This window comes from Pseudomonas sp. TH10 (genome assembly GCF_016651255.1).
Lineage (GTDB): Bacteria > Pseudomonadota > Gammaproteobacteria > Pseudomonadales > Pseudomonadaceae > Aquipseudomonas.
Genome location: NZ_JAEKEG010000106.1, coordinates 1 through 22,429, shown reverse-complemented (window position 1 = coordinate 22,429; position 22,429 = coordinate 1). Strand labels below are relative to the sequence as shown.

The 22,429-nt window shown below is 57.3% G+C and carries 17 protein-coding genes, 1 tRNA gene and 4 pseudogenes; 15 read left to right on the top strand and 7 right to left on the bottom strand.

Features of this window, described 5'->3' with window-relative positions:
* Positions 1-2 precede the first annotated feature (2 nt).
* Together JFT80_RS16775 and JFT80_RS16770 are read left to right on the top strand one after the other, a co-directional pair.
* Positions 3-958, top strand: a pseudogene (locus tag JFT80_RS16775) (MucB/RseB C-terminal domain-containing protein).
* Between the two features lie 181 nt (positions 959-1,139).
* A complete protein-coding gene (locus JFT80_RS16770; protein WP_201148611.1) occupies positions 1,140-2,573 on the top strand; it encodes a DegQ family serine endoprotease in 1,434 nt (477 codons plus the stop codon).
* A gap of 81 nt (positions 2,574-2,654) precedes the next feature.
* On the opposite strand, the gene JFT80_RS16765 is transcribed toward JFT80_RS16770, so the two are convergent.
* On the bottom strand, positions 2,655-4,088 hold the full coding sequence (locus JFT80_RS16765; protein WP_201148610.1) for a M48 family metalloprotease: 1,434 nt from the start codon (positions 4,086-4,088) through the stop codon (positions 2,655-2,657).
* 99 nt (positions 4,089-4,187) lie between these two features.
* On the opposite strand from JFT80_RS16765, the gene JFT80_RS16760 reads away from it, so the two are divergent.
* Both JFT80_RS16760 and JFT80_RS16755 read left to right on the top strand, forming a co-directional pair.
* Positions 4,188-4,427, top strand: coding sequence for a sulfurtransferase TusA family protein (locus JFT80_RS16760; protein ID WP_201148609.1), 240 nt, complete (start codon positions 4,188-4,190; stop codon positions 4,425-4,427).
* Between the two features lie 32 nt (positions 4,428-4,459).
* On the top strand, positions 4,460-5,530 hold the full coding sequence (locus tag JFT80_RS16755) for an AI-2E family transporter (protein WP_201148608.1): 1,071 nt from the start codon (positions 4,460-4,462) through the stop codon (positions 5,528-5,530).
* A gap of 88 nt (positions 5,531-5,618) precedes the next feature.
* Here the strand turns inward: JFT80_RS16755 and JFT80_RS16750 are convergent, their stop codons facing one another.
* Positions 5,619-6,092 (bottom strand): peroxiredoxin, encoded by a 474-nt coding sequence (locus JFT80_RS16750; protein WP_201148607.1) that lies wholly within the window; start codon positions 6,090-6,092, stop codon positions 5,619-5,621.
* 10 nt (positions 6,093-6,102) lie between these two features.
* Complete coding sequence (locus JFT80_RS16745) at positions 6,103-6,663, bottom strand: glycine cleavage system protein R (RefSeq protein ID WP_201148606.1); 561 nt, start codon at positions 6,661-6,663, stop codon at positions 6,103-6,105.
* 328 nt (positions 6,664-6,991) lie between these two features.
* Between JFT80_RS16745 and dapA the strand changes: the two genes are divergently transcribed.
* From dapA to JFT80_RS16720, 5 genes are all read left to right on the top strand, one after another.
* Positions 6,992-7,870 (top strand): 4-hydroxy-tetrahydrodipicolinate synthase, encoded by an 879-nt coding sequence (gene dapA, locus JFT80_RS16740; protein ID WP_201148605.1) that lies wholly within the window; start codon positions 6,992-6,994, stop codon positions 7,868-7,870.
* Positions 7,871-7,887: 17 nt separating this feature from the next.
* Positions 7,888-9,003 carry an outer membrane protein assembly factor BamC gene (bamC, locus tag JFT80_RS16735; RefSeq protein ID WP_201148604.1) on the top strand — a complete coding sequence of 372 codons (1,116 nt, stop codon included), beginning with the start codon at positions 7,888-7,890 and terminating at the stop codon, positions 9,001-9,003.
* 6 nt (positions 9,004-9,009) lie between these two features.
* Positions 9,010-9,768 (top strand): MBL fold metallo-hydrolase, encoded by a 759-nt coding sequence (locus JFT80_RS16730; RefSeq protein ID WP_201148603.1) that lies wholly within the window; start codon positions 9,010-9,012, stop codon positions 9,766-9,768.
* Positions 9,769-9,796: 28 nt separating this feature from the next.
* Positions 9,797-10,510 (top strand): phosphoribosylaminoimidazolesuccinocarboxamide synthase, encoded by a 714-nt coding sequence (purC, locus tag JFT80_RS16725; RefSeq protein ID WP_007911389.1) that lies wholly within the window; start codon positions 9,797-9,799, stop codon positions 10,508-10,510.
* A gap of 83 nt (positions 10,511-10,593) precedes the next feature.
* Positions 10,594-10,683: transfer RNA gene (locus tag JFT80_RS16720), tRNA-Ser, on the top strand.
* Positions 10,684-10,778: 95 nt separating this feature from the next.
* Here the strand turns inward: JFT80_RS16720 and JFT80_RS16715 are convergent.
* On the bottom strand, positions 10,779-11,063 hold the full coding sequence (locus JFT80_RS16715; RefSeq protein WP_201148602.1) for a DUF3077 domain-containing protein: 285 nt from the start codon (positions 11,061-11,063) through the stop codon (positions 10,779-10,781).
* A gap of 621 nt (positions 11,064-11,684) precedes the next feature.
* On the opposite strand from JFT80_RS16715, the gene JFT80_RS16710 reads away from it, so the two are divergent.
* The 5 genes and pseudogenes from JFT80_RS16710 to gltS all read left to right on the top strand — a co-directional run bounded on the left by JFT80_RS16710 (position 11,685) and on the right by gltS (position 15,532).
* Positions 11,685-11,939: a type II toxin-antitoxin system HicA family toxin gene (locus JFT80_RS16710; protein WP_201148601.1), complete on the top strand. Its 255-nt coding sequence runs from the start codon at positions 11,685-11,687 to the stop codon at positions 11,937-11,939.
* Positions 11,936-12,268, top strand: coding sequence for a type II toxin-antitoxin system HicB family antitoxin (locus tag JFT80_RS16705; protein ID WP_201148600.1), 333 nt, complete (start codon positions 11,936-11,938; stop codon positions 12,266-12,268). Before JFT80_RS16710 ends, JFT80_RS16705 begins: the two co-directional genes overlap by 4 nt.
* A 316-nt stretch (positions 12,269-12,584) precedes the next feature.
* A pseudogene (locus JFT80_RS16700) lies at positions 12,585-13,308 on the top strand (IclR family transcriptional regulator).
* 20 nt (positions 13,309-13,328) lie between these two features.
* Positions 13,329-14,267, top strand: coding sequence for a formimidoylglutamase (gene hutG, locus JFT80_RS16695; protein WP_201148599.1), 939 nt, complete (start codon positions 13,329-13,331; stop codon positions 14,265-14,267).
* A gap of 56 nt (positions 14,268-14,323) precedes the next feature.
* On the top strand, positions 14,324-15,532 hold the full coding sequence (gene gltS / locus JFT80_RS16690; protein WP_201148598.1) for a sodium/glutamate symporter: 1,209 nt from the start codon (positions 14,324-14,326) through the stop codon (positions 15,530-15,532).
* Between the two features lie 212 nt (positions 15,533-15,744).
* On the opposite strand, the gene leuS is transcribed toward gltS, so the two are convergent.
* The 3 genes and pseudogenes from leuS to JFT80_RS16675 all read right to left on the bottom strand — a co-directional run bounded on the left by leuS (position 15,745) and on the right by JFT80_RS16675 (position 21,195).
* Entirely contained in the window at positions 15,745-18,186 is a 2,442-nt protein-coding gene (leuS, locus tag JFT80_RS16685; protein WP_201148597.1) for a leucine--tRNA ligase, read from the bottom strand.
* Positions 18,187-18,599: 413 nt separating this feature from the next.
* Positions 18,600-19,186, bottom strand: a pseudogene (locus tag JFT80_RS16680) (cupin domain-containing protein).
* A gap of 49 nt (positions 19,187-19,235) precedes the next feature.
* A pseudogene (locus tag JFT80_RS16675) lies at positions 19,236-21,195 on the bottom strand (FAD-dependent oxidoreductase).
* A 278-nt stretch (positions 21,196-21,473) separates the two neighbouring features.
* Here JFT80_RS16675 and JFT80_RS16670 point away from each other — a divergent pair.
* On the top strand, positions 21,474-22,429 hold a 956-nt coding region (locus JFT80_RS16670), incomplete at its 3' end, for an OprD family outer membrane porin (protein WP_201148596.1).

Here is a 22,429-nt window from a genome sequence, read left to right as displayed (position 1 = left end):
TCATGCGCGCCATACCTCTACTTTCGCTTCTGCTCAGTGGCTGGTTCATCGTTCCAGCCCACGCCGACGAGGCCCAGGACTGGTTGACCCGTCTGGGCCGGGCCGAGCAGCAGCAAAGCTTTCACGGCACCTTCGTTTACGAGCGTAACGGTAGTTTTTCTACCCATAACATCTGGCATCGCGTCCAGAATGGCCAGGTCCGCGAGCGTTTACTCCAGCTCGACGGTTCGGCTCAGGAAGTCGTGCGCATTGATGGGCATACTCAATGCGTCAGCGGCACCCTGATTGCAGGGCTTGGGGAATCCTCCAAGTCTGCTGCTCGTGCACTTGATCCAAAAAGCTCAAGAACTGGTATGAAATTGCCGTGATCGGCAAATCGCGTGTGGCCGGGCGTCCAGCAGTGATTGTTGCGCTGACGCCGCGGGATCAGCATCGCTACGGTTTCGAGCTGCATCTTGATAAGGAAACCGGCCTGCCACTCAAATCATTGTTGTTGAATGATAAGGGGCAGTTGCTTGAACGCTTCCAGTTCACCCAGCTCAATACTTCCGACGTACCTTCCGACAGTGATCTGCAAGCGGGCGCCGACTGCAAGATGATTGTCGCCGATGGCGACAAGGCTTCTGCTGCAAACGTTGCGCAAGCCTGGCGCTCGGATTGGTTGCCGCCTGGGTTTGAATTGGTCAGCAGCTCCGCACACAAGGATCTCCAGACGAAGACTCAGGTCAGCAGCCTGATGTATGGCGACGGCCTGGCTCGATTCTCGGTATTCCTTGAACCCCTGAACGGCGCAGCGGTGACTGACACCCGCACGCAGTTGGGACCCACCGTTGCGGTTTCGCGGCGTTTGACCACGCCTCAAGGCGAGATCATGGTAACGGTCGTCGGTGAGATTCCGATTGGCACCGCTGAGCGAATCGCGCTGTCCATGCGCACCGATGCCACTGCAGCCAAGTAGTGAGTCGATATCGAAATGTTTGGTGAGCATTTCAGTTTGCAAAACAATCCAGAATTTTTTATAGGTCACAGCCTCTCGGCTCTGGCCTTGTTTGTTGTTCCCGGAACAAAAATACCGGCGTATCTTTCCCGGTGTTCCTTGCTCCATATCGCTTAATCATGCTCGTTGTAACGGGAGCCGTATGTCGATACCACGCTTGAAGTCTTACCTTTCCATTGTCGCCACTGTGCTGGTGCTCGGGCAGGCCGTCGCCGTACAGGCGGTCGAGTTGCCTGACTTTACCCAACTGGTCGAGCAAGCCTCGCCCGCTGTGGTCAACATCAGTACCACGCAAAAATTGCCGGACCGTAAAGTATCTGCCGAGGACATGCCCGACCTCGAAGGCTTGCCGCCCATGCTGCGCGAGTTTTTCGAACGCGGCATGCCGCAGCCACGCTCGCCGCGCTCGCCAAGGGGCGATCGCCAGCAGGCGCAATCCCTGGGCTCGGGGTTCATCATCTCGTCTGACGGCTACATCCTCACCAATAACCACGTGATCGCCGATGCCGATGAGATTCTCGTGCGTCTTGCCGATCGTAGCGAATTGAAAGCCAAGCTGGTCGGCACCGATCCACGTTCCGACGTGGCCCTGCTGAAAATCGAAGGCAAGGACCTGCCGGTTCTGAAACTGGGCAAGTCCCAGGACCTGAAGGCGGGCCAGTGGGTGGTTGCCATCGGTTCGCCGTTCGGCTTTGACCACACCGTGACCCAAGGCATCGTCAGCGCCGTCGGCCGCAGTCTGCCCAACGAAAACTATGTGCCATTCATCCAGACCGACGTGCCGATCAACCCGGGTAATTCCGGTGGTCCGCTGTTCAACCTGAACGGTGAAGTAGTGGGGATCAACTCGCAGATCTACACCCGTTCAGGCGGTTTCATGGGCGTGTCGTTCGCTATTCCGATCGATGTGGCAATGGACGTTTCCAACCAACTGAAGAGCGGTGGCAAAGTCAGCCGTGGCTGGTTGGGCGTGGTCATCCAGGAAGTGAACAAGGATCTGGCCGAATCGTTCGGTCTGGAGAAACCGGCCGGTGCGCTGGTTGCACAGATCCAGGATGACGGTCCGGCCGCGAAAGGTGGCCTGCAAGTCGGCGACGTGATCCTGAGCATGAACGGTCAGCCGATCGTCATGTCTGCCGACCTGCCGCATCTGGTGGGCGCTTTGAAGGCAGGGGCGAAAGCCAATCTGGAAGTGATTCGTGAAGGCAAGCGCAAGAACGTCGAGTTGACGGTTGGCGCGATTCCGGATGAAGACAAAGAGTTGGATGCACTGCCGAAGTCTGGCGCAGAAAGCACCAGTAACCGCCTCGGTGTTGCCGTGGGCGAGCTGACCGCCGAGCAGAAGAAAACCTTCGACCTCAAAGGTGGCGTGGTAATCAAGGAAGTGCAGGACGGTCCTGCTGCGCTGATCGGTCTGCAGCCAGGTGATGTCATCACTCACCTGAACAACCAGGCTATTGGCTCGGCCAAGGAATTCGCCGAGATCGCCAAAGCGCTGCCGAAGAACCGCTCGGTGTCGATGCGCGTCCTGCGTCAAGGTCGTGCGAGCTTCATCACCTTCAAACTGGCTGAATAAACCAGCGGCAAGGTAAAAAAAGAACCGCCTCGAAAGAGGCGGTTTTTTTATGCATGAAGCTTTAGCTGCGCGGGATAAAACTCAGCCCATCATGTCCTTGATCATGCGTTCCTGCTCCATCAGCTCGCGCTGACGCGCATCGATCCGTGATGACAGCGGGAAGTTATTGCCGGCCTTGCGCTTGGCGAAATCGAGTTGCTGGATCGCCTGTCGGTAATCGCCAACCAGCGCGAAGTACTCGGCGCGCGCCTGATGCAAACCGATGATGTTGCCCGACAGACCACGGGTTTCGGCGACCTGATACCAGACGTCAGGATCATCCGGGCGGGACTTGAGCAAACCTTCCAGCGCTTTCTCGGCATCCGCCGCGCGATTCTGCTTGAGCAGCAGGTCGACACGCACCTGATTCAGCGGATAGTTGCCTGGATACTGCGCGAGCATCCGGTCGACCCGCGACTGTGCATCGGGCAGGCGATTGTTGGTGATGTCCAGGTCGACCTGGGCGAGGTTGTAGATGATTTCGTTCGGTGACGTAGCCAGTAATTGCTTGAGGTTCTCGCGAGCCTCGTTCAACTGACCGCCCTTGATCTGCGCAATCGCCAGACCGTAGCGTGCCACGTCGTTTTTCGGATTTTCATCCAGCTGCGCACGGAAGCGCTTGGCGCCCAGGCCCGGGGTTTCTTCGTAAACCAGTTGCACGCGGGCACGAATCAGCTGGTAGCGCAGCGTATCTTCTATGCCGCCGGCTTTGGCCTGCTCGGCGCGGTTTCGGGTATCGGCGATGCGCGATTCGGTGACCGGGTGAGTCAGGAGGAATTCCGGGGGCTTGGCGTCGAAGCGATACTGGCGCATCAGCCGTTCGAACATGGTCGGCATCGAGCGAGGGTCGTAACCGGCCTTTTCCAGGTTGAGAATGCCGATGCGGTCGGCTTCCTGTTCGTTCTGGCGGGAGAAGGTTCGTTGCGACTGAATCGCCGCCGCCTGCGTGCCGGCGATGGCCGCGATGCCTGCATCGCCGCCGCCCGCCGCCGCAATGACGATACCGGCCAGCAGCGCGGCCATCATCGGCACCTGCATGCGCTGCGAGGCTTCAACGCCGCGAGCGAAGTGGCGTTGCGACAAGTGAGCCAGTTCGTGCGCAAGTACCGAAGCATATTCGCCTTCAGTCTGTGCATTGAGGAACAGACCACCGTTGACCCCGACCACACCGCCGGGCGCTGCGAAGGCGTTGAGCTGCGGACTATTGATCAGGATGAACTCCAGGCGTCGGTCAGTGACCTGGCTGGTCTCCACCAGCTTGTAGACGCTGGATTCGACGTAGTCCTTGAGTTGCGGATCGTTTAGCTGTGAGACCTGGCTGCGCAACATGGCCAGCCAGGCGCGACCGAGCTGATACTCCTGTTGCGGCGAGACAATGGCAGAACTGGCGTCGCCGAGTGACGGCAGATCGTCGGCAAAGCCCGGTGAGGCGAGCAGGCAAGCGAGCGTCAGCAGGGTAGGGCGCAGAAAAGTCATGCACAAAGCCTTAGAAGACAAAGACCTTACTGTAGCCGGACACCGGGCTTGCGACCAGATATTCTAGGTCGCTCGAATGACCGCAACCGGAGTGACGCAATGACCGACGCTGTAGCCCATGACGTGGAACTGGATGCCAGTGGCCTGAATTGCCCATTGCCGTTGCTCAAGGCAAAAATGGAGCTGAACAAGCTCGGCAGTGGCGCGGTGCTCAAGGTAATAGCCACCGACGCGGGCTCGCAACGCGACTTCCGCACCTTTGCCAGATTGGCCGGTCATACGCTGCTGCGCGAAGAAGACGACGCTGGCGTTTACCGTTACTGGTTGAAAAAAGCCTGACCCGACAGCGTAAAAAAACCTAAGGATTATTGATGTTCAAAGTGTTACGCGACTGGATTCAGCGCTATTTCTCTGACGAAGAAGCCGTGGTGCTGGCGGTTCTGCTGTTTCTCGCCTTTACCGCAGTGCTTACCCTCGGCGGCATGCTTGCGCCCGTATTGGCCGGGATGGTGCTGGCGTATCTGATGCAGGGCCTGGTGGTGACGCTTGAGCGCTTGCGTGTGCCGGGCGGCGCGGCGGTAGGGTTAGTGTTTGCACTGTTCATGGGCGTGCTGATGCTGTTCATCGTCGTGGTGCTGCCGCTGCTCTGGCATCAGTTGATCACGTTGTTCAACGAACTGCCGGGCATGCTCGCCAAATGGCAATCGCTGCTGTTGCTGCTGCCGGAGCGTTATCCGCATCTGGTCTCCGATGAGCAAGTGTTGCAAGCCATCGAAGCCGCCCGTGGCGAAATCGGCAAGTTCGGGCAATGGGCGCTGACGTTCTCCCTGTCGAGCCTGCCGCTGCTGGTGAACATCATGATCTATTTGGTACTGGTACCGATCCTGGTGTTCTTCTTCCTCAAGGATCGAGTCATGATCGGTGAGTGGGTGCGCGGTTATTTACCGCGTGAACGCGCGTTGATCACTCGGGTCGCGCAGGAAATGAACCGGCAGATCGCCAATTACATTCGCGGCAAAGTCATCGAAATCGTGATTTGTGGCGGCGTGACCTACATCGCTTTCGTCGCCCTCGGGCTCAACTATGCGGCGCTGTTGGCGTTGCTGGTCGGTGTGTCGGTGGTGGTGCCGTATGTCGGCGCAGTGGTGGTGACCGTGCCGGTGCTGCTGATTGCGTTGTTCCAGTGGGGCTGGAGCGATCAGTTCATCTATCTGATGGCGGTCTACGGGATCATTCAGACGCTGGATGGCAACGTGCTGGTGCCGTTGCTGTTCTCCGAAGCGGTCAACCTGCACCCGGTGGCAATCATCTGCGCGGTGCTGTTGTTTGGCGGGTTGTGGGGATTTTGGGGCGTGTTCTTTGCGATTCCGTTGGCGACGCTGTTCAAGGCTGTGCTGGATGCCTGGCCGCGCAAGGAGCCTGTGGTGGCGCCGCTGCTTTAGGCTGTAAAAGGCCGCAGCCTGCGGCAGCTCCTGCAGGATTTCGCAAATGTCTCTGTAGGAGCTGCCGAAGGCTGCGATCTTTAAAGGGTCACGCTTTATTCAAATCCTGAGCAGCAGCCAGAACGGCATCAACATGCCCCGGCACTTTCACGCCGCGCCATTCCTGACGCAGCACACCGTCCTTATCGATCAGGAACGTGCTGCGATCAACGCCCAGGTATTCCTTGCCATACAGCTTCTTCAACTTGATCACGTCGAACAGTTGGCAGACGGCTTCGTCCTTGTCGCTGATCAGCTCGAACGGAAACTCTTGCTTGCACTTGAAGTTCTCGTGCGACTTCAGGCTATCGCGAGAGATGCCGAAGATTTCCGTGTTGGCAGCCTTGAACTCTGCGTACTGATCACGAAAGCCCTGGCCTTCAGTGGTGCAGCCCGGGGTGCTGTCCTTCGGGTAGAAGTAGATCACCACTTGCTTGCCCTTCAGGGCTGACAGGCTGACGGTTTGCCCGCTGGTGGCAGGTGCTTCGAAATCCGCAACCGGTTGGTCGATGACAACGGCCATGAAAGCTTCCTTACATTGGGTTCTGTGGGCGCCAAGGTTCGATCAGTGCATCCAGGTTCATCGCATCGGAAAAATCGAGGAACTGGTCACGCAGCCAGCTGATCTGGGTGCCGGCAGGCAGGGTTACGGTGAACGTGGCGTTAAGCATGGTGCCGCCAGTCTGAGGCGCCTGATACGTGTCGCAAGTCAGGTTTTCCAGTTCGACGTTGTGATCCATGAAGAACTGGCACAGTTCATTGATGATGTCCGGGCGATACGCCGAGCTGACATAAGCCACATAGGGCAACGCTTGCGGGCGATTTTCCAGCGGCGCGCTACGCACCACATTGACGGTGAAGGCGTGCTTCTTGGCGAGGCCGGGCAGGCTGCCTTCCAGGCGAGCGAGGGCGTCCCAGCTGCCGGAGACCTCAAGGATCAGCGCACTGCACTCGCCGTGGCGAGTCAGGCGGGAGGTAACCACGGCGCAGCGATTTTCATGGCTGGCGCGGCACAGGACGTTAGTCAGCTCCATGGGGTTGGCGCCGAGGGCACTGATGACAAGGAATTGTTCGCGAACTGTGGGGGTGGACATGCAGCATTCCTAAAGCGATGAGCGGTCGATACCTCAACGGGCTTTTGTTACCGTGCACGAGCCTGCGGATGCGAATTCAGAAAACCCGATGGCAGGCTTGCAACGTGCTCTATTGAGGCAAGAGCGAAGGGTGGCAACGCTGGATCGGGGCTTATGATGCCGAAAAGGGAGGCTGGAACCCGGCGTACAAGCTGATCTGTACCGATCAAAGTCTGAAGGGTAGCGAAAAGCGGCGCCAAGGGGAATGGCAGCAGCGCAGTACTTCGCTTGTGCAAGCATCTTGGCGCCAGTACCATTACCGCTCTCTTTTTCCGGCAGGAGCGGTTTCATGATTGCGGGCAGTATGGTGGCACTGGTCACTCCCATGGATGCACAAGGGCGTCTGGACTGGGACAGCCTCAGCAAACTCGTGGACTTCCATCTCAAGAACGGCACCCATGCCATTGTCGCGGTCGGTACTACCGGCGAGTCGGCAACTCTTGATGTAGAAGAACACATCGCCGTCATCAAAGCCGTGGTCAAACAGGTTGCCGGGCGCATTCCGGTCATCGCCGGCACTGGCGCCAACTCGACCCGCGAAGCCGTCGAGCTGACCCGCAACGCCAAAGAAGCCGGCGCCGATGCCTGCCTGCTGGTCGTTCCGTACTACAACAAGCCGACTCAGGAAGGCCTGTACCAGCACTTCAAACACATTGCTGAAGCGGTCGACATTCCACAGATTCTTTATAACGTGCCTGGCCGCACGTCTTGCGACATGCAGGCCGAGACCGTGATTCGCCTGTCCACCGTGCCGAACATCATCGGCATCAAGGAAGCCACCGGCGACCTGAAACGTGCCAAAGCCATCCTCGATGGCGTGAGCGAAGACTTCCTGGTGATCTCGGGTGATGATCCGACCGCCGTCGAACTGATCCTGATGGGCGGCAAGGGCAACATTTCGGTGACCGCCAACGTGGCCCCGCGCGCTATGGCTGACCTGTGCAATGCCGCTCTGAAAGGCGACGCCGACACCGCGCGGGCCATCAACGAAAAACTGATGCCACTGCACAAAGACCTGTTCATCGAAGCCAACCCGATTCCGGTCAAGTGGGCTTTGGTTGAAATGGGTCTGATGCACGAAGGCATCCGCCTGCCGCTGACCTGGCTGAGCACACCTTGTCATGAAACGTTGCGCTCGGCCCTGCGCCAGTGCAGCGTCCTGGTTTAATTGAGGAAGTACAACGCATGAAGCGAATGGCCGGACTTTCCGCACTTGCCTTGATTATCTCCAGCACCAGCGGCTGCGGATGGGTCTGGGGGCCGGAAGGTTATTTCCGCGACCGTGGTAGCGATTACCTGCAAGCGCAACAGACTGCACCGATGCAACTGCCACCGGATGTCACCACCTCCAAACGTCTGGATCCGCTGTTGCCGATCCCGCGTAACGTCGCTGACGACACCGCCAAGGGCGAATACATCGTTCCCCGTCCACAGCCGTTGTCGGCCATCGCCGACGCGACCGACTACTCGCTGCAGAAAAGTGGCGATTCGCGTTGGGTAATGGCTCAGCATCCACCGGCCGAAGTCTGGCCAGTGGCGGTGCAGTTCTTCCAGGACAACGGTTTCCGTCTGGATGAACAGCGCCCGCAAACCGGCGAATTCACCACCACCTGGCAGCATTCCGACGAACTGTCCGCAGCCATGGCCAAGCGCCTGAGCGCGGCCGGTATCGCCAGCGACAGCGAAACCCGCGTTCGTGTGCGTATCGAGCCAGGCGTGCAGCGCAACACCAGTGAAATCTACGTGGTCAGTGCCGAGCGTCCTGCCGGCAGCACCGCCGACGTCGCCTTCACCAACCGTTCGGTCAACACCGGCCTGGACGCGGCACTGGTCGACGACATGCTCGCGAGCATGAGCCGTATTTCCGAGAAAGGCGGTTCGGTCTCCATGCTGGCTTCGCGTGATTTCGATACGCCAAGCCGCGTCAGCCTGAGCGAAGATGGCAGCGGTAACCCGGTGTTGAACGTCGGTACCGATCTGGACCGTGCGTGGTCGAGTGTTGGCCGTGCGTTGGAGCAGGGCGAATGGCGCGTTGAAGACATCAACCGCAGCCTGGGCCTGTATTACATCAACCTGGCCGAAAAAGCCGAGAAGAAAGACGACAAGCCTGGTTTCTTCAGCAGCCTGTTCGGCAGTGCGCCGAGCAAGGAAGAAGTTGAAGCCCGTGCCGAGCGTTATCAGGTTCGCCTGAGCAAGGTTGGCGAGAACATTCAGGTTACCGTCGAGAAGAACATCAACACCGTTGCACCGGCTGAAGTAGCTCGCAAAGTGTTGAGCGTGATTCAGGACAACCTGGGCTGATCAACTATGCGTTTTGCCGTTCTCGGCAGCGGTAGCCAAGGGAACGGCACGCTGATCGCCAGTGCTGATACATACGTGCTGGTGGATTGTGGTTTTTCCCTGCGGGAAACCGAAAAACGCCTGTTGCGCCTGGGTGTGAACCCGGCGCAACTGAGCGCGATACTCGTAACCCACGAACATGCCGACCACGTGCATGGCGTGGGTTTGCTGTCTCGGCGCTACAATCTGCCCGTCTACCTCAGTCGCGGTACCCTGCGCGGGATGCGCAAACCCATTGAACCTGCTGGCCTGCTGGCCGGCGGCGAGCAACTGCAGATCGGCGCACTGAGCATCGGCGTCATTGCCGTGGCCCATGATGCACAGGAACCGACGCAGTACGTGTTCAGCGATGGTGAGCGGCGCTTCGGCCTGCTGACCGACCTGGGGTCGTACTGCAACAGGGTGCTGGATGGCTACAAGGACCTCGATGCATTGATGATCGAGTCCAACCATTGCCGTGACATGCTGGCTCGCGGTCACTACCCGTACTTTCTCAAGCAGCGGGTGGGCGGCGAACTGGGACATTTGAATAACCACCAGGCGGCATTCCTGGTGTCCGAGTTGGGTTGGCAGGGTTTGCAACACCTGGTCCTGGCCCATCTGAGCAGCAAGAACAACATGCCGCAGCTGGCCCGGCAGTGTTTTGTCGACACCCTCGGGTGCGACCCGGACTGGCTGCAACTGGCCGATCAAGATTCAGGGCTCGACTGGCGCCACATCGCCTAGCCCACCTACTTAGCAAGCGGAGCCCATCATGGAAAAACGTGAAGAACTCTACCGCGGCAAAGCCAAATCGGTTTACAAGACCGACGACGCTGACCGCTTGATCCTGCTGTTTCGCAACGACACCTCGGCGTTCGATGGCAAGCGCATCGAGCAGCTCGACCGCAAAGGCATGGTCAACAACAAGTTCAACGCCTTCATCATGCAGAAACTCGAAGCGGCCGGCGTTCCGACCCAATTCGACAAACTGCTGGCCGACAACGAAGTCCTGGTGAAGAAGCTCGACATGATCCCGGTCGAGTGCGTCGTGCGTAACTATGCAGCCGGCAGCCTGGTCAAGCGTCTGGGTGTTGAAGAAGGTCTGAAGCTCAACCCTTACACCTTCGAACTGTTCCTCAAGGACGACGCCAAGGGCGACCCGTTCATCAACGAATCCCACGTCGTGGCATTCGGTTGGGGCACCGCCGAGCAACTGGTTCGCATGAAAGAACTGTCGCTCAAGGTCAACGAAGTACTGACCAAGCTGTTCGACGACGCCGGCCTGCTGCTGGTCGACTTCAAGCTTGAGTTCGGCGTATTCAGCGACGGCTCCATCGTCCTCGGTGACGAGTTCAGCCCGGACGGCTGCCGTCTGTGGGACAAGGACACCAAGAAGAAGATGGACAAAGACCGCTTCCGCCAAGGCCTCGGTGACGTCATCGAAGCTTACGAAGAAGTCGCCAATCGTCTGGGCGTACCGCTTTAATCGACGCAAGCATCTGATAGCACGAACAAAATTTCGAAAGAGGGTTTGCTTTCGGTAAAAGTGTTGTTATGATGCGCGCCGTTGGAGAGATGCCAGAGTGGCCGAATGGGACGGATTCGAAATCCGTTGTACCTTCACCGGTACCTAGGGTTCGAATCCCTATCTCTCCGCCATTACATAGAAAAAGCCCCGTAGATGAAAATCTACGGGGCTTTTTCGTTTCTGCAGGTTCCTCTCGGGCGTTAGTAGGCGCGCCTACTAACGAGGGTTAACAATCGGTATTCACCGGCGGCCACCTCCGCAACACCTTGTGTACATCATCTACTACTGCCTTGCTCATCGCGGTCAAGTAGTGCGCTGCCCAAGCGTTTCTATCTGTCTCCTTGTCATTAGCAGCGTTGGCAGTCAACAGCTTGGCCAGGTACAACAGATCAGAAGCTTGGGCCAGAGCATTACCAATAGGAACGCCGGGGTTTACGCGAAACAGCGGCTGGTTGTCGCAATAGTGGAACGGAGTGAGGCCAATGGTCGTCAGTTCGGGTTTGTCGCTCATCTGCCACCTCCTTCAATGAGAGAGGTAAGATCGAGCCGAGAGGCTTGATAGGATTTGGAACTACGTTGAGCGGGAAGACTTCGTTTGTGCGGATTTACAGTTTCCATGTCTAGCTCCGTGACTTGGGGAGCTGCCATTTTCGTTACCAAGCGAAGGGGTGGCAGCTGTGCGCAGGTTGGTAAACCGGGAGTCACGGAGACCGGCACGCCCGAAAGCGTCCCGCGCACAACCGCCATAACACAGATATTCAGGCGTCAAGACGCCAGGAAAATGTGAAGGGGGCGCTGTTGCGCAACTCGTCGGGTTACCAAGCCCGATCGCTGGATTTCCAGCGACTTCAAGAGGGTATACCGACGCAACCCGCGCCATCAAGGCGCTAGCCTGCTCAAACACACAGCAAAGCAGATTCGTACGCAACTCTCGGATTTTGCCTACAACTACGCCGAGAGTCACCCCGATATTCTTAGGGCCTCATAAGACGGTCGAAACCTGAAGCTAAAAACGCCTACTTTCAACTGATGGAAAAGTGGTGTTTTTGCGCATGCTTCAGGGGCGGCAGTTCATGCATCAGCGAGGTTACAAGCTGCTGCCCAATCTTTATTGGTATCATAATATGATACCATGAATAATAAACAGCTCAGTACGCTCAGAGTGGTCTTCTCAAGACCTACGCCCAACACTCTGGAGTGGGCCCGGGTCGAATCCTTGCTGGTCGCAGCTGGCGCCAGGATCGTTGAGGGCAGCGGGTCGCGGGTACGCTTTGAACTCAAAGGTGTGGTCGCGACTTTTCATCGGCCGCATCCAGGCAACGAAGCAAAGCCCTACCAGGTGCGGGACGTTCGGGCTTTTCTTGAACAAGCAGGAGTTAACCCGTGAACGTTATGAATTATCAGGGCTACGCCGCCCGGATCGAATACAGCGATGAAGACGGCTTTTTTGTAGGTCACATTGCTGGCATCAGGGATGTCGTTGGGTTTCACGGCGAATCGGTCGGCGAGCTTCGTTCAGCATTTGAAGAGGCAGTCACAGACTATCTGGAAACGTGCGCCAAGCTCGGCCGCGCACCGCAGAAACCCTATTCGGGAAACCTGAGTTTGCGTCTCGCTCCAGCGCTGCACGCGACAGTCGCTGTAAAAGCACAGCTTGCTAACAAGAGTATTAATCAGTGGGTAGCTGATGTTCTTGATCGTGAAGCACGTGTCTGACGAGTCTTCTTCCCAGTGGTGAGCCGCAAGGCTCGCTCAAATTTATCATCGGCCAATACAGAGTCTCGTTGATCCAGAATGATCTCCTCGGCTTGTTTGAAAGCTCCACGGCCTCCATTCGATAAAAAGGTCTCTGTTGTTTTTTTCTCCTGTCCGTCCCCCGCTATGTTTTTCGCTCCCGCATTTTTATGCTTGCAAGAATGCGAATGAGCGACCGCTGATCGTTATATGGCGGATTGTTCCCACTGAGTGGGAAACCTGTTTCAGTTAATGAGAAACATCGTGCCACCATGCATGCAATAGCATGGGGCCAACAATGAACTACAACACGCCAACCGATCGCTTGCTGCAAATCCTCGTAACCTTGGGGCAGTCCGGCGAGGCGATCTCCGCCAAAGAGCTGTCCGAGCAACTGGCCCAGCCGCTCAGCAGCATCTATCGCCATCTAAAAACCCTCCTGCGCTGGGGCCTGGCCGAAGAAAACGGTCACGGGCGCTACTTGCCGGGGCCTGCCTGTTTGCAACTGGCCAAAAGTTCGACCGCGAAGCGGTGTTGGTGACGTTGGCCAAGCCCGAGCTCAAGCGCCTGGCCGAGCAAACCCAGGAAAGCGTTGCGTTGATGGTGCCCAGTAACGGTCAGGCCATTTGCATTGAGCTGATCGACAGCCCGCAACCGCCGCGCTGCTGCTACCAAAAAGGGTTGGCGCAACCATTGCTGGTGGGCGCTTCGGCGCGGGTGTTGCTGGCGTACATGGATGAGGCGCAGAGCCTGTCGGCGCTGCTGGCGCAAGGCGTCGACAGTGGCGACGTTGCGACCTATCAGCGCAGTTTTGCCGAGATCCGGGCTGCCGGTTACGCCGTGAGTCAAAGTGAAATCGACGACGGCATCTGGGGGTCAGTGCGCCTTTGATCGACAGCCGCGACCGCCTGCAAGGCGCTATCAGCCTCATGGCCCCTGCCTTCCGGGCTCAACAGCGCACTGAACGCCTGATCCGCTGGACCCGGGATGTGGCGCTGCGTCTGAGCGCCCGGCTCGACTGAATTTGACTGGAGTTTCAAACATGACCGTTGTTCCTGACATGCCATTGTGGACGGGTCGCATTGACGACGCCGAAGGGCAAGGCGCGCTGCGCTGGCACCAATGGGTCAAACCCTTCGCGCAAAACCAGCCTGCGGGTGTCGCACTGGTTGGTTTGGCCTGTGATGAAGGGGTCAAACGCAACCAGGGCCGCACCGGTGCACGCCAAGGCCCGACAGAACTGCGCAAGGCTTTAGCCAACCTCGCGTGGCACGGCCACGCGCCGGTGTATGACGCCGGCGATGTCGGTTGTACCGACAGCAACCTCGAAGGCGCACAGCAGAGCTACGCCCACCACGTCAGCGAGTTGCTCGATCAGGGACATTTACCGCTGGGGCTGGGTGGTGGCCATGAAATCGCTTTTGCAAGTTTTAGCGGTCTGGCCGATCACTTGCGCAAACGCACGGCGAAGGCCCGTATCGGTGTACTTAATTTCGACGCGCATTTTGACTTGCGCCTTGCCGAACAAAGCAGTTCAGGCACTCCTTTTCGCCAAATCGCCGAGTATTGCCAGCGCGCTGAAATGCCCTTCACTTACGGCTGCCTGGGTGTCAGTCAGCTCAACAATACTCAGGCACTGTTCGAGCAGGCGCAGCGGCTGAATGTGCGTTTTCGCCTCGACCGTGAGATGAACAGCTGGGACGTTACCGCCTGCGAAAGATTCATCGATGATTTTTTGCAAGACGTCGATTACCTCTACATGACCATCTGCCTCGATGTTCTGCCCGCTAGCCAGGCGCCCGGCGTCAGTGCGCCGTCTGCCCATGGCGTAGACATGCAAATCGTCGAGCATCTGGCGCGCTATGCCAAAGCCAGCGGCAAATTGCGCATGGCCGACATCGCCGAACTCAACCCCAGCCTTGATATCGAGAACCGAACCGCCCGCATTGGCGCGCGTCTGCTCGCAAGCCTGATTGATTAAGTTTTCGAAAATCCCTGAAACCACTTGTTAAATCATAAGAAAAAGAGAAATTCGCCATGCTGACATTCGAACTGGATGCGCTGAGTACCCTTGCTCTCGCGTTGCTTCTCCTGGGCTTGGGTGCACAACTGAAAAAACGCAGTTACTGGCTGCGCCAACTGTGTGTTCCCGCACCGGTGATTGGCGGCTTTGGTTTTGCCCTGCTGATCTGGCTGCTACGCAGCCAGCAGTGGCTGAACCTGACCCTCGACACCAGCTTGCAAACCCCCTTGATGGTGGCGTTCTTTACCACTGTCGGTCTGGGCGGCAGCCTGGGCTTGCTGCGTAAAGGCGGCAAGTTACTGTTTATCTACCTGGGGGCGTGCTGGGGCTTGGCGCTGGTGCAGAACGTAGTCGGCGTAAGCGTTGCCAAACTGTTGGGTATTGATCCGTTACTGGGGATCATGGCCGGTGCGGTGTCCCTGGAAGGCGGTTTTGGTGCGGCGGCGGCATTTGGCCCGATTGCTGAAAACCTCGGTGCCGTCGGCGCGACTACTGCGGCGCTGGCGGCCGCGACCTTTGGGATGGTGGCGGGCGGTTTGTTGGGTAGCCCGCTGGCGCGCTGGTTGATTGAGCGCAACAAACTCACGGTTGAAGCGCAAGCGGTGGGCAGCCTCAAGGCGTTCGAAGACGTAGTCCACAACCCGCCCGCCGCGCTGGATGCACCGACTCTGTTGCGCTTGTTGACCTGCATCGTGGTGATCATGGTGCTGGGTTTGTGGTTGGGCGCCAGCTTGCAGCAACACTTGGGCATCGTGTTGCCCAGTTATGTGGGCGCGATGTTTGTGGCGATTATTTTGCGCAACCTCAATGACCGCAGCCAGGCGATCGAGATGCCGGACCATGCTGTCAGCACCATTGGCGACGTGTGTTTGGGCATGTTTCTGACCATGGCCATGATGAGCCTTAAGTTCTGGGAGCTGGAAAAGCTGGGATTGCCGCTGCTGGTGATCCTGGTGGTACAAGTGGTGATCATGATTTTGCTGTGCGTATTCGTTTTGTTCCGCCTGTTTGGCCGTAACTACGACGCTGCCGTCCTTTGCGCAGGCTTCATGGGGCACGGGCTGGGCGCTACACCCAACGCCGTGGCCAACATGGGGGCCATCTGTGACCACTACAAAGTATTCTCGTATAAAGCCTTCATCATCGTGCCGTTGTGCGGCGCCGTGCTGATCGACATTGTGGCCATCCCGATGATCACCTGGTTTATCAACGCCTTCAGCTAGAGGGCGGTCTCATTTGGACTGAGCGGGTGAAGTGCGTAACCTCCAGTCGATTTGGAGCAGCGGATGAGCCGCCATCGGCAATTTAATGTTGATTAATGGGAGCGGATGATCGAGGTGTTACTGCCGGTGATAACTGTCAGTTTGTCGACGCGGTAAATCCGATACCGCGTACGTCACCTCAGCCTGAATATCAACTCCAGCTCGGCTCAAACCTAATGAGCGCAGAGAAAATTCACGACCTGATTCGGCACATAGATCACCTTGGTTACTACACGCCTTTCAAGGGCCTCGATGACTTTGCTCCGAGCCATATCGACGTCGACCAACTCCTCACCGGTCCCCTCCGGAAGATCATCCACATACTTGCCGTTAATGTAGATTCGTGTCGCCTTGACCGGGCGCACTCGAGCTTGGGGCCATGGTGCAGAGTCAATAGTGTCGTAGCCCAACTGCTCCCAGATCTCAGAGCAGACGTGCGGAGCAAAGGGGAACAGGGCCTTCACAAAGTCAGCGCCAATTCGTTCGAAAAAATAGTCCTTATGCTTCTCAGCCTGATTCATGAATTCCATAAACGCGGCAATCGCCGTATTGAAATTCAAGGTCACAAAGGATGCATTGACTTTGGCCAGGGTTTTTCCCCACAGCGTCTCCAGCGGATGCTGATCCGAAGCCGTCGATTCGTTACGCGGAGCGCCGCACTGAAGGCCATCGGCAAAAATACTCAGCACCCTGTTGATGAAACGCTCACAGCCCTTGATCCCCTTGATGTCCCACTTCTTGTTCTGTCCGAGCGGCCCGATAAACATCATGTAAATCCGGAAGGTGTCGACGCCGTACTCACGAATGATGTCGTCTGGAACGACCACGTTCAAAAGGGATTTCGACATTTTGGTATTGAAGACTTGCAACTCGTGGTCGCTATTCTTTAACCAATACTTGCCTGCCCGATACTCTGCTTCATCCACGGCCACGATTCGACCGGTTCCATCCTTGAAGGCATCAGCCGTCACCAATCCCTGGTTATAGAGCGTCTTGAAGGGCTCATCAAAATTCACTAGCCCCACATCGAACAGCACCTTGTGCCAGAATCTGGCGTAGAGCAGATGCATGGTCGCATGGGCCGCACCGCCCACATAAAGATCGACCTGTTGCCAATACTCCATACTTTGCGCTGAGAACGGTTCAGCTTCGTTATGTGGGTCCATGAACCGCAGGAAGTACCAACACGACCCGGCCCAACCAGGCATGGTGTCCGTGACCCGATAGAGCGGATTTCCTGTCGAATCACTGCAGTTCACCCAATCTTCAGCCCGTTGCAGTGGGCTCGCTCCGTCAGCACCTGGACAGAAGTTCTCAACTACCGGCAACTCGACTGGCAGTTCGCTAGCGCTGGCTGCGATTACGTTACCGCTGTCGTCCCGAAACAGCGGAAAGGGTTCGCCCCAGTACCTTTGCCGAGAGAACAGCCAATCACGCATCCGGTAACGAACCCTGCGCACAGCCCAATGATTGTTTGTGAGCTCAGCTTCAATCCGCCCACGCGCCTCGCTTCTGGACAGGCCGCTAAAGCTCTCGGAGTTTTTGAGGGAGGGCTGTGTATCGGTCTCATCGAGCACGGACAAGTGAGGTAAGCCGAAACGCTGGCACAACGCTGCTGCTTTGGGATCAGTTTCGGGAACAGAGAATACCGCTTGCTCTCTTCCATCGAACGCGAGGTAGTTGACGACGTAAAGAGGAAGCGATGCGCCCGTCAGTGGATGACTTACGTGGCGACGTAGATACAAGGCGTCCACTGCAATCTTCGGGTCCTGCAAGGTGGCAATTCTGGCGCAGAGGTCGCTGTCATGGCACAGTTCTTTTACATAAGGGTGTTCAGTACACAGCAAGACGGCGTTACTGCCATACAGAGTTTCGGCTTCAGAGGTAAACACAGTTAAGGGGATGGCCGCATCTTCTCGTATCAGGAGATCAATATCGATACCCTCTGCGCGTCCGATCCATTCACGCTGCATTTTTTTGACCGATTCGGGCCAATCGAGTCGATCCAAGTCGGCCAACAAGCGTTCAGCATAGTCGGTGATCTTTACAACCCACTGCGTTAGCGGCTTTTTAGCGCAGGGGTAATCACCGCGTTCAGAGCGGCCGTCGATGACTTCTTCATTCGCGAGAACGGTTTGAAGTGACTCGCACCACCAGACATTTTCCTCTTTCTCATACACTAATCCGCGTTCGTACAATTTCAGGAAAAGGAATTGTGTCCATTTATAGTATTTAGTGTCAGAGGTGTCGATTTCCCGGCCCCAGTCGTAACTTAAGCCCATCAGCATCAGTTGTCGCTTGAAGTTTTGGCAGTTGATCTTGGTAACGTCGGCGGGGTGAACGCCTGTTTTTATGGCGAATTGTTCTGCCGGTAGACCGAACGCATCCCAGCCCATGGGATGCAATACGTTGAATCCATCCATTCTTTTTTTGCGGGCAATTATGTCAGTTCCTATATAGCCAACGGCGTGGCCAACATGTAAACCGTTACCCGAGGGGTACGGGAACATGTCCAGCACATAATAAGGAGGTTTGTTGCTCATATTGTCAGCGGCAAATAAATTCTCTTCTGCCCATCGCTGCTGCCACTTGTTTCTGAACTGATCGTTATCCATGATCGACTCACGCTCTTCCAAAAGCTCTATGGATTCATCCCGTACAGATGAACGTCTCTGCGTTAAGTTGAGGAGCTTCTATGAACTCCACATACCCACTAAGCATTTAGCTCATTTCGCCTCTATCTGGTAGATGCGGCTTTTAGTTGCTACAACGACAGCTACATTAATAACCTGCTCGCTGGATCCGTGCATGCCTAAATATGTAACGCAGTGTAATCTTTCGGCAAACTCGCCTTTCTGACGCCTCATTAAGATCTCGCAGAGCTCTCGCAGATCTTAGGCGTTAAATTACCGTCCGCCAGTAGCTCGAAAAAATCAGGAATTGACTGTAGGAAAAACTCCCCGGCCTCCATTCAAAAAAAGCCCCAAAGCTGATCAAACTTCGAGGCCTCTTTATCTCAAACATCCCATCAAAACGTTGGCGGCGTAATCACCCAAATCACCACCGCATCCACCTCTCCAGGATTGCCATACCGATGCGGCTCCTGACTCGAGAAGCTGAAACTGTCTCCCTCGTTCAGCAGAAAATGCCGTTGCCCAACCCACAACTCAAAACGCCCCGACAGCAGATACCCGGCTTCTTCCCCTCATGGCTGTAACTCTGCTGGCTATAAGTGCCAGGCGGAAACCGTGAGTGCAACATCTCCAGTTGCCGATTCGGCTGCGGGGTCAGCAGTTGGTCGACGATTCCATCCTCGTAATGCACGCTCATCCGCGTGTTCTTGCGCACCACCACGCCGTGGTCTTCCGGGGCGGTGGCGGCTTCGCTGGCGAAGAACCACTGGATGGTCACGCCCAGGCTGCGGGCGATGTTGAAGAGGGCGGGGATGGAAGGGTAGGCGAGGTTGCGTTCGAGTTGGCTGATGTAGCCCGCAGTCAGCTCGCTCATGTTCGCCAGCTCGGCCAGGGTCATGCCCCGGCGTTTGCGCAGGCCACGGATTCGGGTGCCGAGAAAACTGGGCTCTGGTGCGGCGCTTTCTTTACTGCCGTTGCTCATGCGTACTCCAGGCCGGGGTTTGGGGGAAAACCCCGGAGTATAAACAGGCTCAAAGCGCCCAGGCGACTTTCAAACCTTCGTAGATGGCCTCTTCGGCGGTACGCGGCGCCAGGCAGTCACCGATCCGGCGAAACTCCACCAGGCCTTGCAGTTCTGCGCCCAGGGTGTCGACCGGTTGATGACCCTGGCAGAGCACCAGGGTGTCGATATTTTCCAGCAACATCGGTTCGCCGCTCGCGGTGTGTTGCAGGTAGACGGTGCTGTCATCGCAGCCGTAGAGGCGGGCGTAGGGGGTGATGGGGATACCCAGTTTATGCAGTTCGCCGGCCAGTTGGTCGCGCACGTACAGCGGCAGGTTTTCCCCGCAATGGGTGCCGTTGACTGCCAGGTGCACCTGGTGCCCGGCGCGCACCAGGCGCTCGGCGATGCCGGGGCCGATCCAGTCGCAGCGCCAGTCCACCACGACCACCGAACGACCTATCTGTACTTCATCACGCAGCACTTGCCAGGCGTCCACCACCTGCAGTTCGCCGCCACGCTCGAAGGTTGGCCAATAGGGCTCGGCGCCGGTGGCGATGATCACCAGGTCGGGGCGCTCACGCTCCACCAGGGCGCGGTCGACCCGGGTGTTGCGCACCACCCGTACACCCGCCAGTTCCATCTCCCGCTGCAGGTTGGTGCTGGCCCCACCGAACTCGCTGCGTCGCGGTAACAGCTGCGCCAGCAGCACCTGGCCGCCGAGTTGCGCGGCCGCTTCATAGAGGGTGACCTCGTGCCCGCGCTGGGCCGCTACCGCAGCGGCTTTCATGCCGGCCGGCCCTCCGCCGGCAATCATGATGCGCTTGCGTTGGCCGGTAGGTTGCCGGTTGCCGAAGATCAACTCGCGCCCGGTCTCCGGGTGCTGGATGCAGGAGATCGGCAAGCCTTTGTGGAAGTGGCCGATGCACGCCTGGTTGCAGGCGATGCAGGCGCGCACGTCTTCTACACGGCCGCTGTCGGTTTTGTTGGGCATTTGCGGGTCGCAGATCAGCGCGCGGGTCATGCCGCAGACGTCGGCCTGACCCCGGGCCAGGATCAGCTCCGCTTCCTGGGGCTGGTTGATGCGCCCGGTGACGAACAGCGGGATGGACAGACCGGCCTTGAAGGTTCCGGCTTCCCTGGCCAGATAGGCCGCTTCGATCGCCATGGGCGGCACGATGTGCACGGCACCGCCCAGGGATGCAGAAGTACCGGCGACGATGTGCACGTAATCCAGGCTGGTTTGCAATGCCTGCACGGCGAGCAGTGATTCGTCTTCGGTGAGTCCTTCCGGGTCGCGCTCGTCTGCGCAAATGCGCAGGCCGATGATGAAGTGTTCATCGGTACTGGCCCGCACAGCGGCGATGATTTCCCGCAGCAAGCGCAGGCGCTGTTCCAGCTCGCCGTTGTAGCCATCGGTACGGCGGTTGACTCGCGGGTTGATGAACTGCGCGGGCAGATATCCGTGACTGGCGACCACCTCCACGCCGTCGATCCCTGCTTGAAACAGGCGCCGCGCCGCTGCCGCGTACCCGGCGACAATCTCGTCGATCATGGCTTGATCCAGTGCCCGTGGCATCACCCGAAACCGCTCGTTGGGCACCGCCGAAGCTGAATAGGCCACCGCCAGCAGGCCGTCGCTGGACTCCATGATTTCCCGCCCAGGGTGGAAGATCTGCGACAGCACCACCGTCCCGTGCGCATGGCAGGTTTGCGCAAGTTTGCGATAGCCCTCAATGCAGGCGTCATCCGTGGCCATCAACACGTGCGAGGTGTAACGCGCGCTGTCGTGCACACCTGCTACCTGCAGCACGATCAGCCCGGCCCCCTGCCGCGCGCGCCTGGTGGTAAGCGATCAGTTGATCATTAACCAGGTTGTCGGTGGGCATCGAAGTGTCATGTCCGCTGGACATGATGCGGTTTTTCAGGCGTTTGCCGCGTAGCAGCAGGGGTTCGAACAGGTGCGAGAAAGCGGGGGACGAGGTGCTCATGGTGAGGCTACTCCAGGCGGCCTGAAGCCGAAAGGGCCGGTTTTCGGCGTTATTATTTTTCTATAAGAATTTACCTTCAGTAAAAAATCAATAGTTTTGTTTACTAAGTGTCGGCTCGAATCAGATGTAATGCCGATGTTACAAATCCGTTACTTCGATTGCGCAAGGCGAGCAATTCTCAACATATAAATTCTATTAATGGCAATGACAGGGTGCCTACCATTGGCAGGTACAGGCATTTTGCAGAAAACAATAATAATCAAGCTCTGAGGCCTACAATGAAGCTGCGTTCACTATTGGGTGTGGTTGTTCTATCGGCATCTGGAAGTTATGTAAAAGTGCAGGCAGAAGATGTGGGCGAAGGATTGGTCGAGGGTGGCTCGGCAACTATTACCGCTCGCAATATGTATTTTAGTCGGAACTCGCTCTCGCATTATCCCGATGCCCGTGGTTGGGGGCAGGGTTTTCAGATGGATTACCAGTCCGGATTTACTCAAGGTGAAGTCGGCCTTGGGCTGGATGCAAGTGCCTATACTGCCTACAAGCTGGATGGCGGTCGCGGTACGGTTGGCACGGGAATGTTCCCCGCTGAGGGAGATCGCGAAAGAACCGAGTCTTCGACACTCAACGCTTCGGTAAAGATGAAGTGGTCAAACACTGTCATCAAGTATGGCGATCTGCGCCCATACAATCCGGTATTCGCGACTCCCGATTTACGCCTGATGCCGATGACGACCCGTGGCCTACAACTGTTGAGTGATGATATCGACAAAGTCAGCATCGATATCGGGCACTTCCATTCCACCAGAGGTTATACCAGTACAGGTCACGACGGTGGCTTCATGGCAGGTTACGCCGGGGTGGACAGCGGCGATGTCGATTATGCAGGCTTCACCTACACGCCAGTAGAACAGGGCGGCGTCGGCTTCTACGTGTCCCAGGCGCAGGACTTGTGGCGCCAGTACTATGTCAATGGCAACTACAGCTTTGTCCTGACTGCGGAACAGACTCTCGGCGTTGACTTCAATCTCTATCGATCACTGGATCAGGGCCAGGCCAATGCCGGCGATATCAATGTCACCGCCTGGTCGTTGGCGACGGCCTATGCCAATGGCCCGCATACGCTGACGCTGTCTTATCAAAAGATCCATGGAGGTCAGCCATTTGATTATCTGATGGCTTCCGATGGGACTTACATGGACTCGATCTATCTGGCCAACTCTTCGCAGTACGG

Excerpts from the sequence above, each read along its gene's own strand:
- JFT80_RS16770 (WP_201148611.1), top strand. The coding sequence starts at position 1,140 with ATGTCGATACCACGCTTGAAGTCTTACCTTTCCATTGTCGCCACTGTG.
- JFT80_RS16765 (WP_201148610.1), bottom strand. The coding sequence starts at position 4,088 with ATGACTTTTCTGCGCCCTACCCTGCTGACGCTCGCTTGCCTGCTCGCC.
- JFT80_RS16760 (WP_201148609.1), top strand. The coding sequence starts at position 4,188 with ATGACCGACGCTGTAGCCCATGACGTGGAACTGGATGCCAGTGGCCTG.
- JFT80_RS16755 (WP_201148608.1), top strand. The coding sequence starts at position 4,460 with ATGTTCAAAGTGTTACGCGACTGGATTCAGCGCTATTTCTCTGACGAA.
- JFT80_RS16750 (WP_201148607.1), bottom strand. The coding sequence starts at position 6,092 with ATGGCCGTTGTCATCGACCAACCGGTTGCGGATTTCGAAGCACCTGCC.
- JFT80_RS16745 (WP_201148606.1), bottom strand. The coding sequence starts at position 6,663 with ATGTCCACCCCCACAGTTCGCGAACAATTCCTTGTCATCAGTGCCCTC.
- dapA (WP_201148605.1), top strand. The coding sequence starts at position 6,992 with ATGATTGCGGGCAGTATGGTGGCACTGGTCACTCCCATGGATGCACAA.
- bamC (WP_201148604.1), top strand. The coding sequence starts at position 7,888 with ATGAAGCGAATGGCCGGACTTTCCGCACTTGCCTTGATTATCTCCAGC.
- JFT80_RS16730 (WP_201148603.1), top strand. The coding sequence starts at position 9,010 with ATGCGTTTTGCCGTTCTCGGCAGCGGTAGCCAAGGGAACGGCACGCTG.
- purC (WP_007911389.1), top strand. The coding sequence starts at position 9,797 with ATGGAAAAACGTGAAGAACTCTACCGCGGCAAAGCCAAATCGGTTTAC.
- JFT80_RS16715 (WP_201148602.1), bottom strand. The coding sequence starts at position 11,063 with ATGAGCGACAAACCCGAACTGACGACCATTGGCCTCACTCCGTTCCAC.
- JFT80_RS16710 (WP_201148601.1), top strand. The coding sequence starts at position 11,685 with ATGAATAATAAACAGCTCAGTACGCTCAGAGTGGTCTTCTCAAGACCT.
- hutG (WP_201148599.1), top strand. The coding sequence starts at position 13,329 with ATGACCGTTGTTCCTGACATGCCATTGTGGACGGGTCGCATTGACGAC.
- gltS (WP_201148598.1), top strand. The coding sequence starts at position 14,324 with ATGCTGACATTCGAACTGGATGCGCTGAGTACCCTTGCTCTCGCGTTG.
- leuS (WP_201148597.1), bottom strand. The coding sequence starts at position 18,186 with ATGGATAACGATCAGTTCAGAAACAAGTGGCAGCAGCGATGGGCAGAA.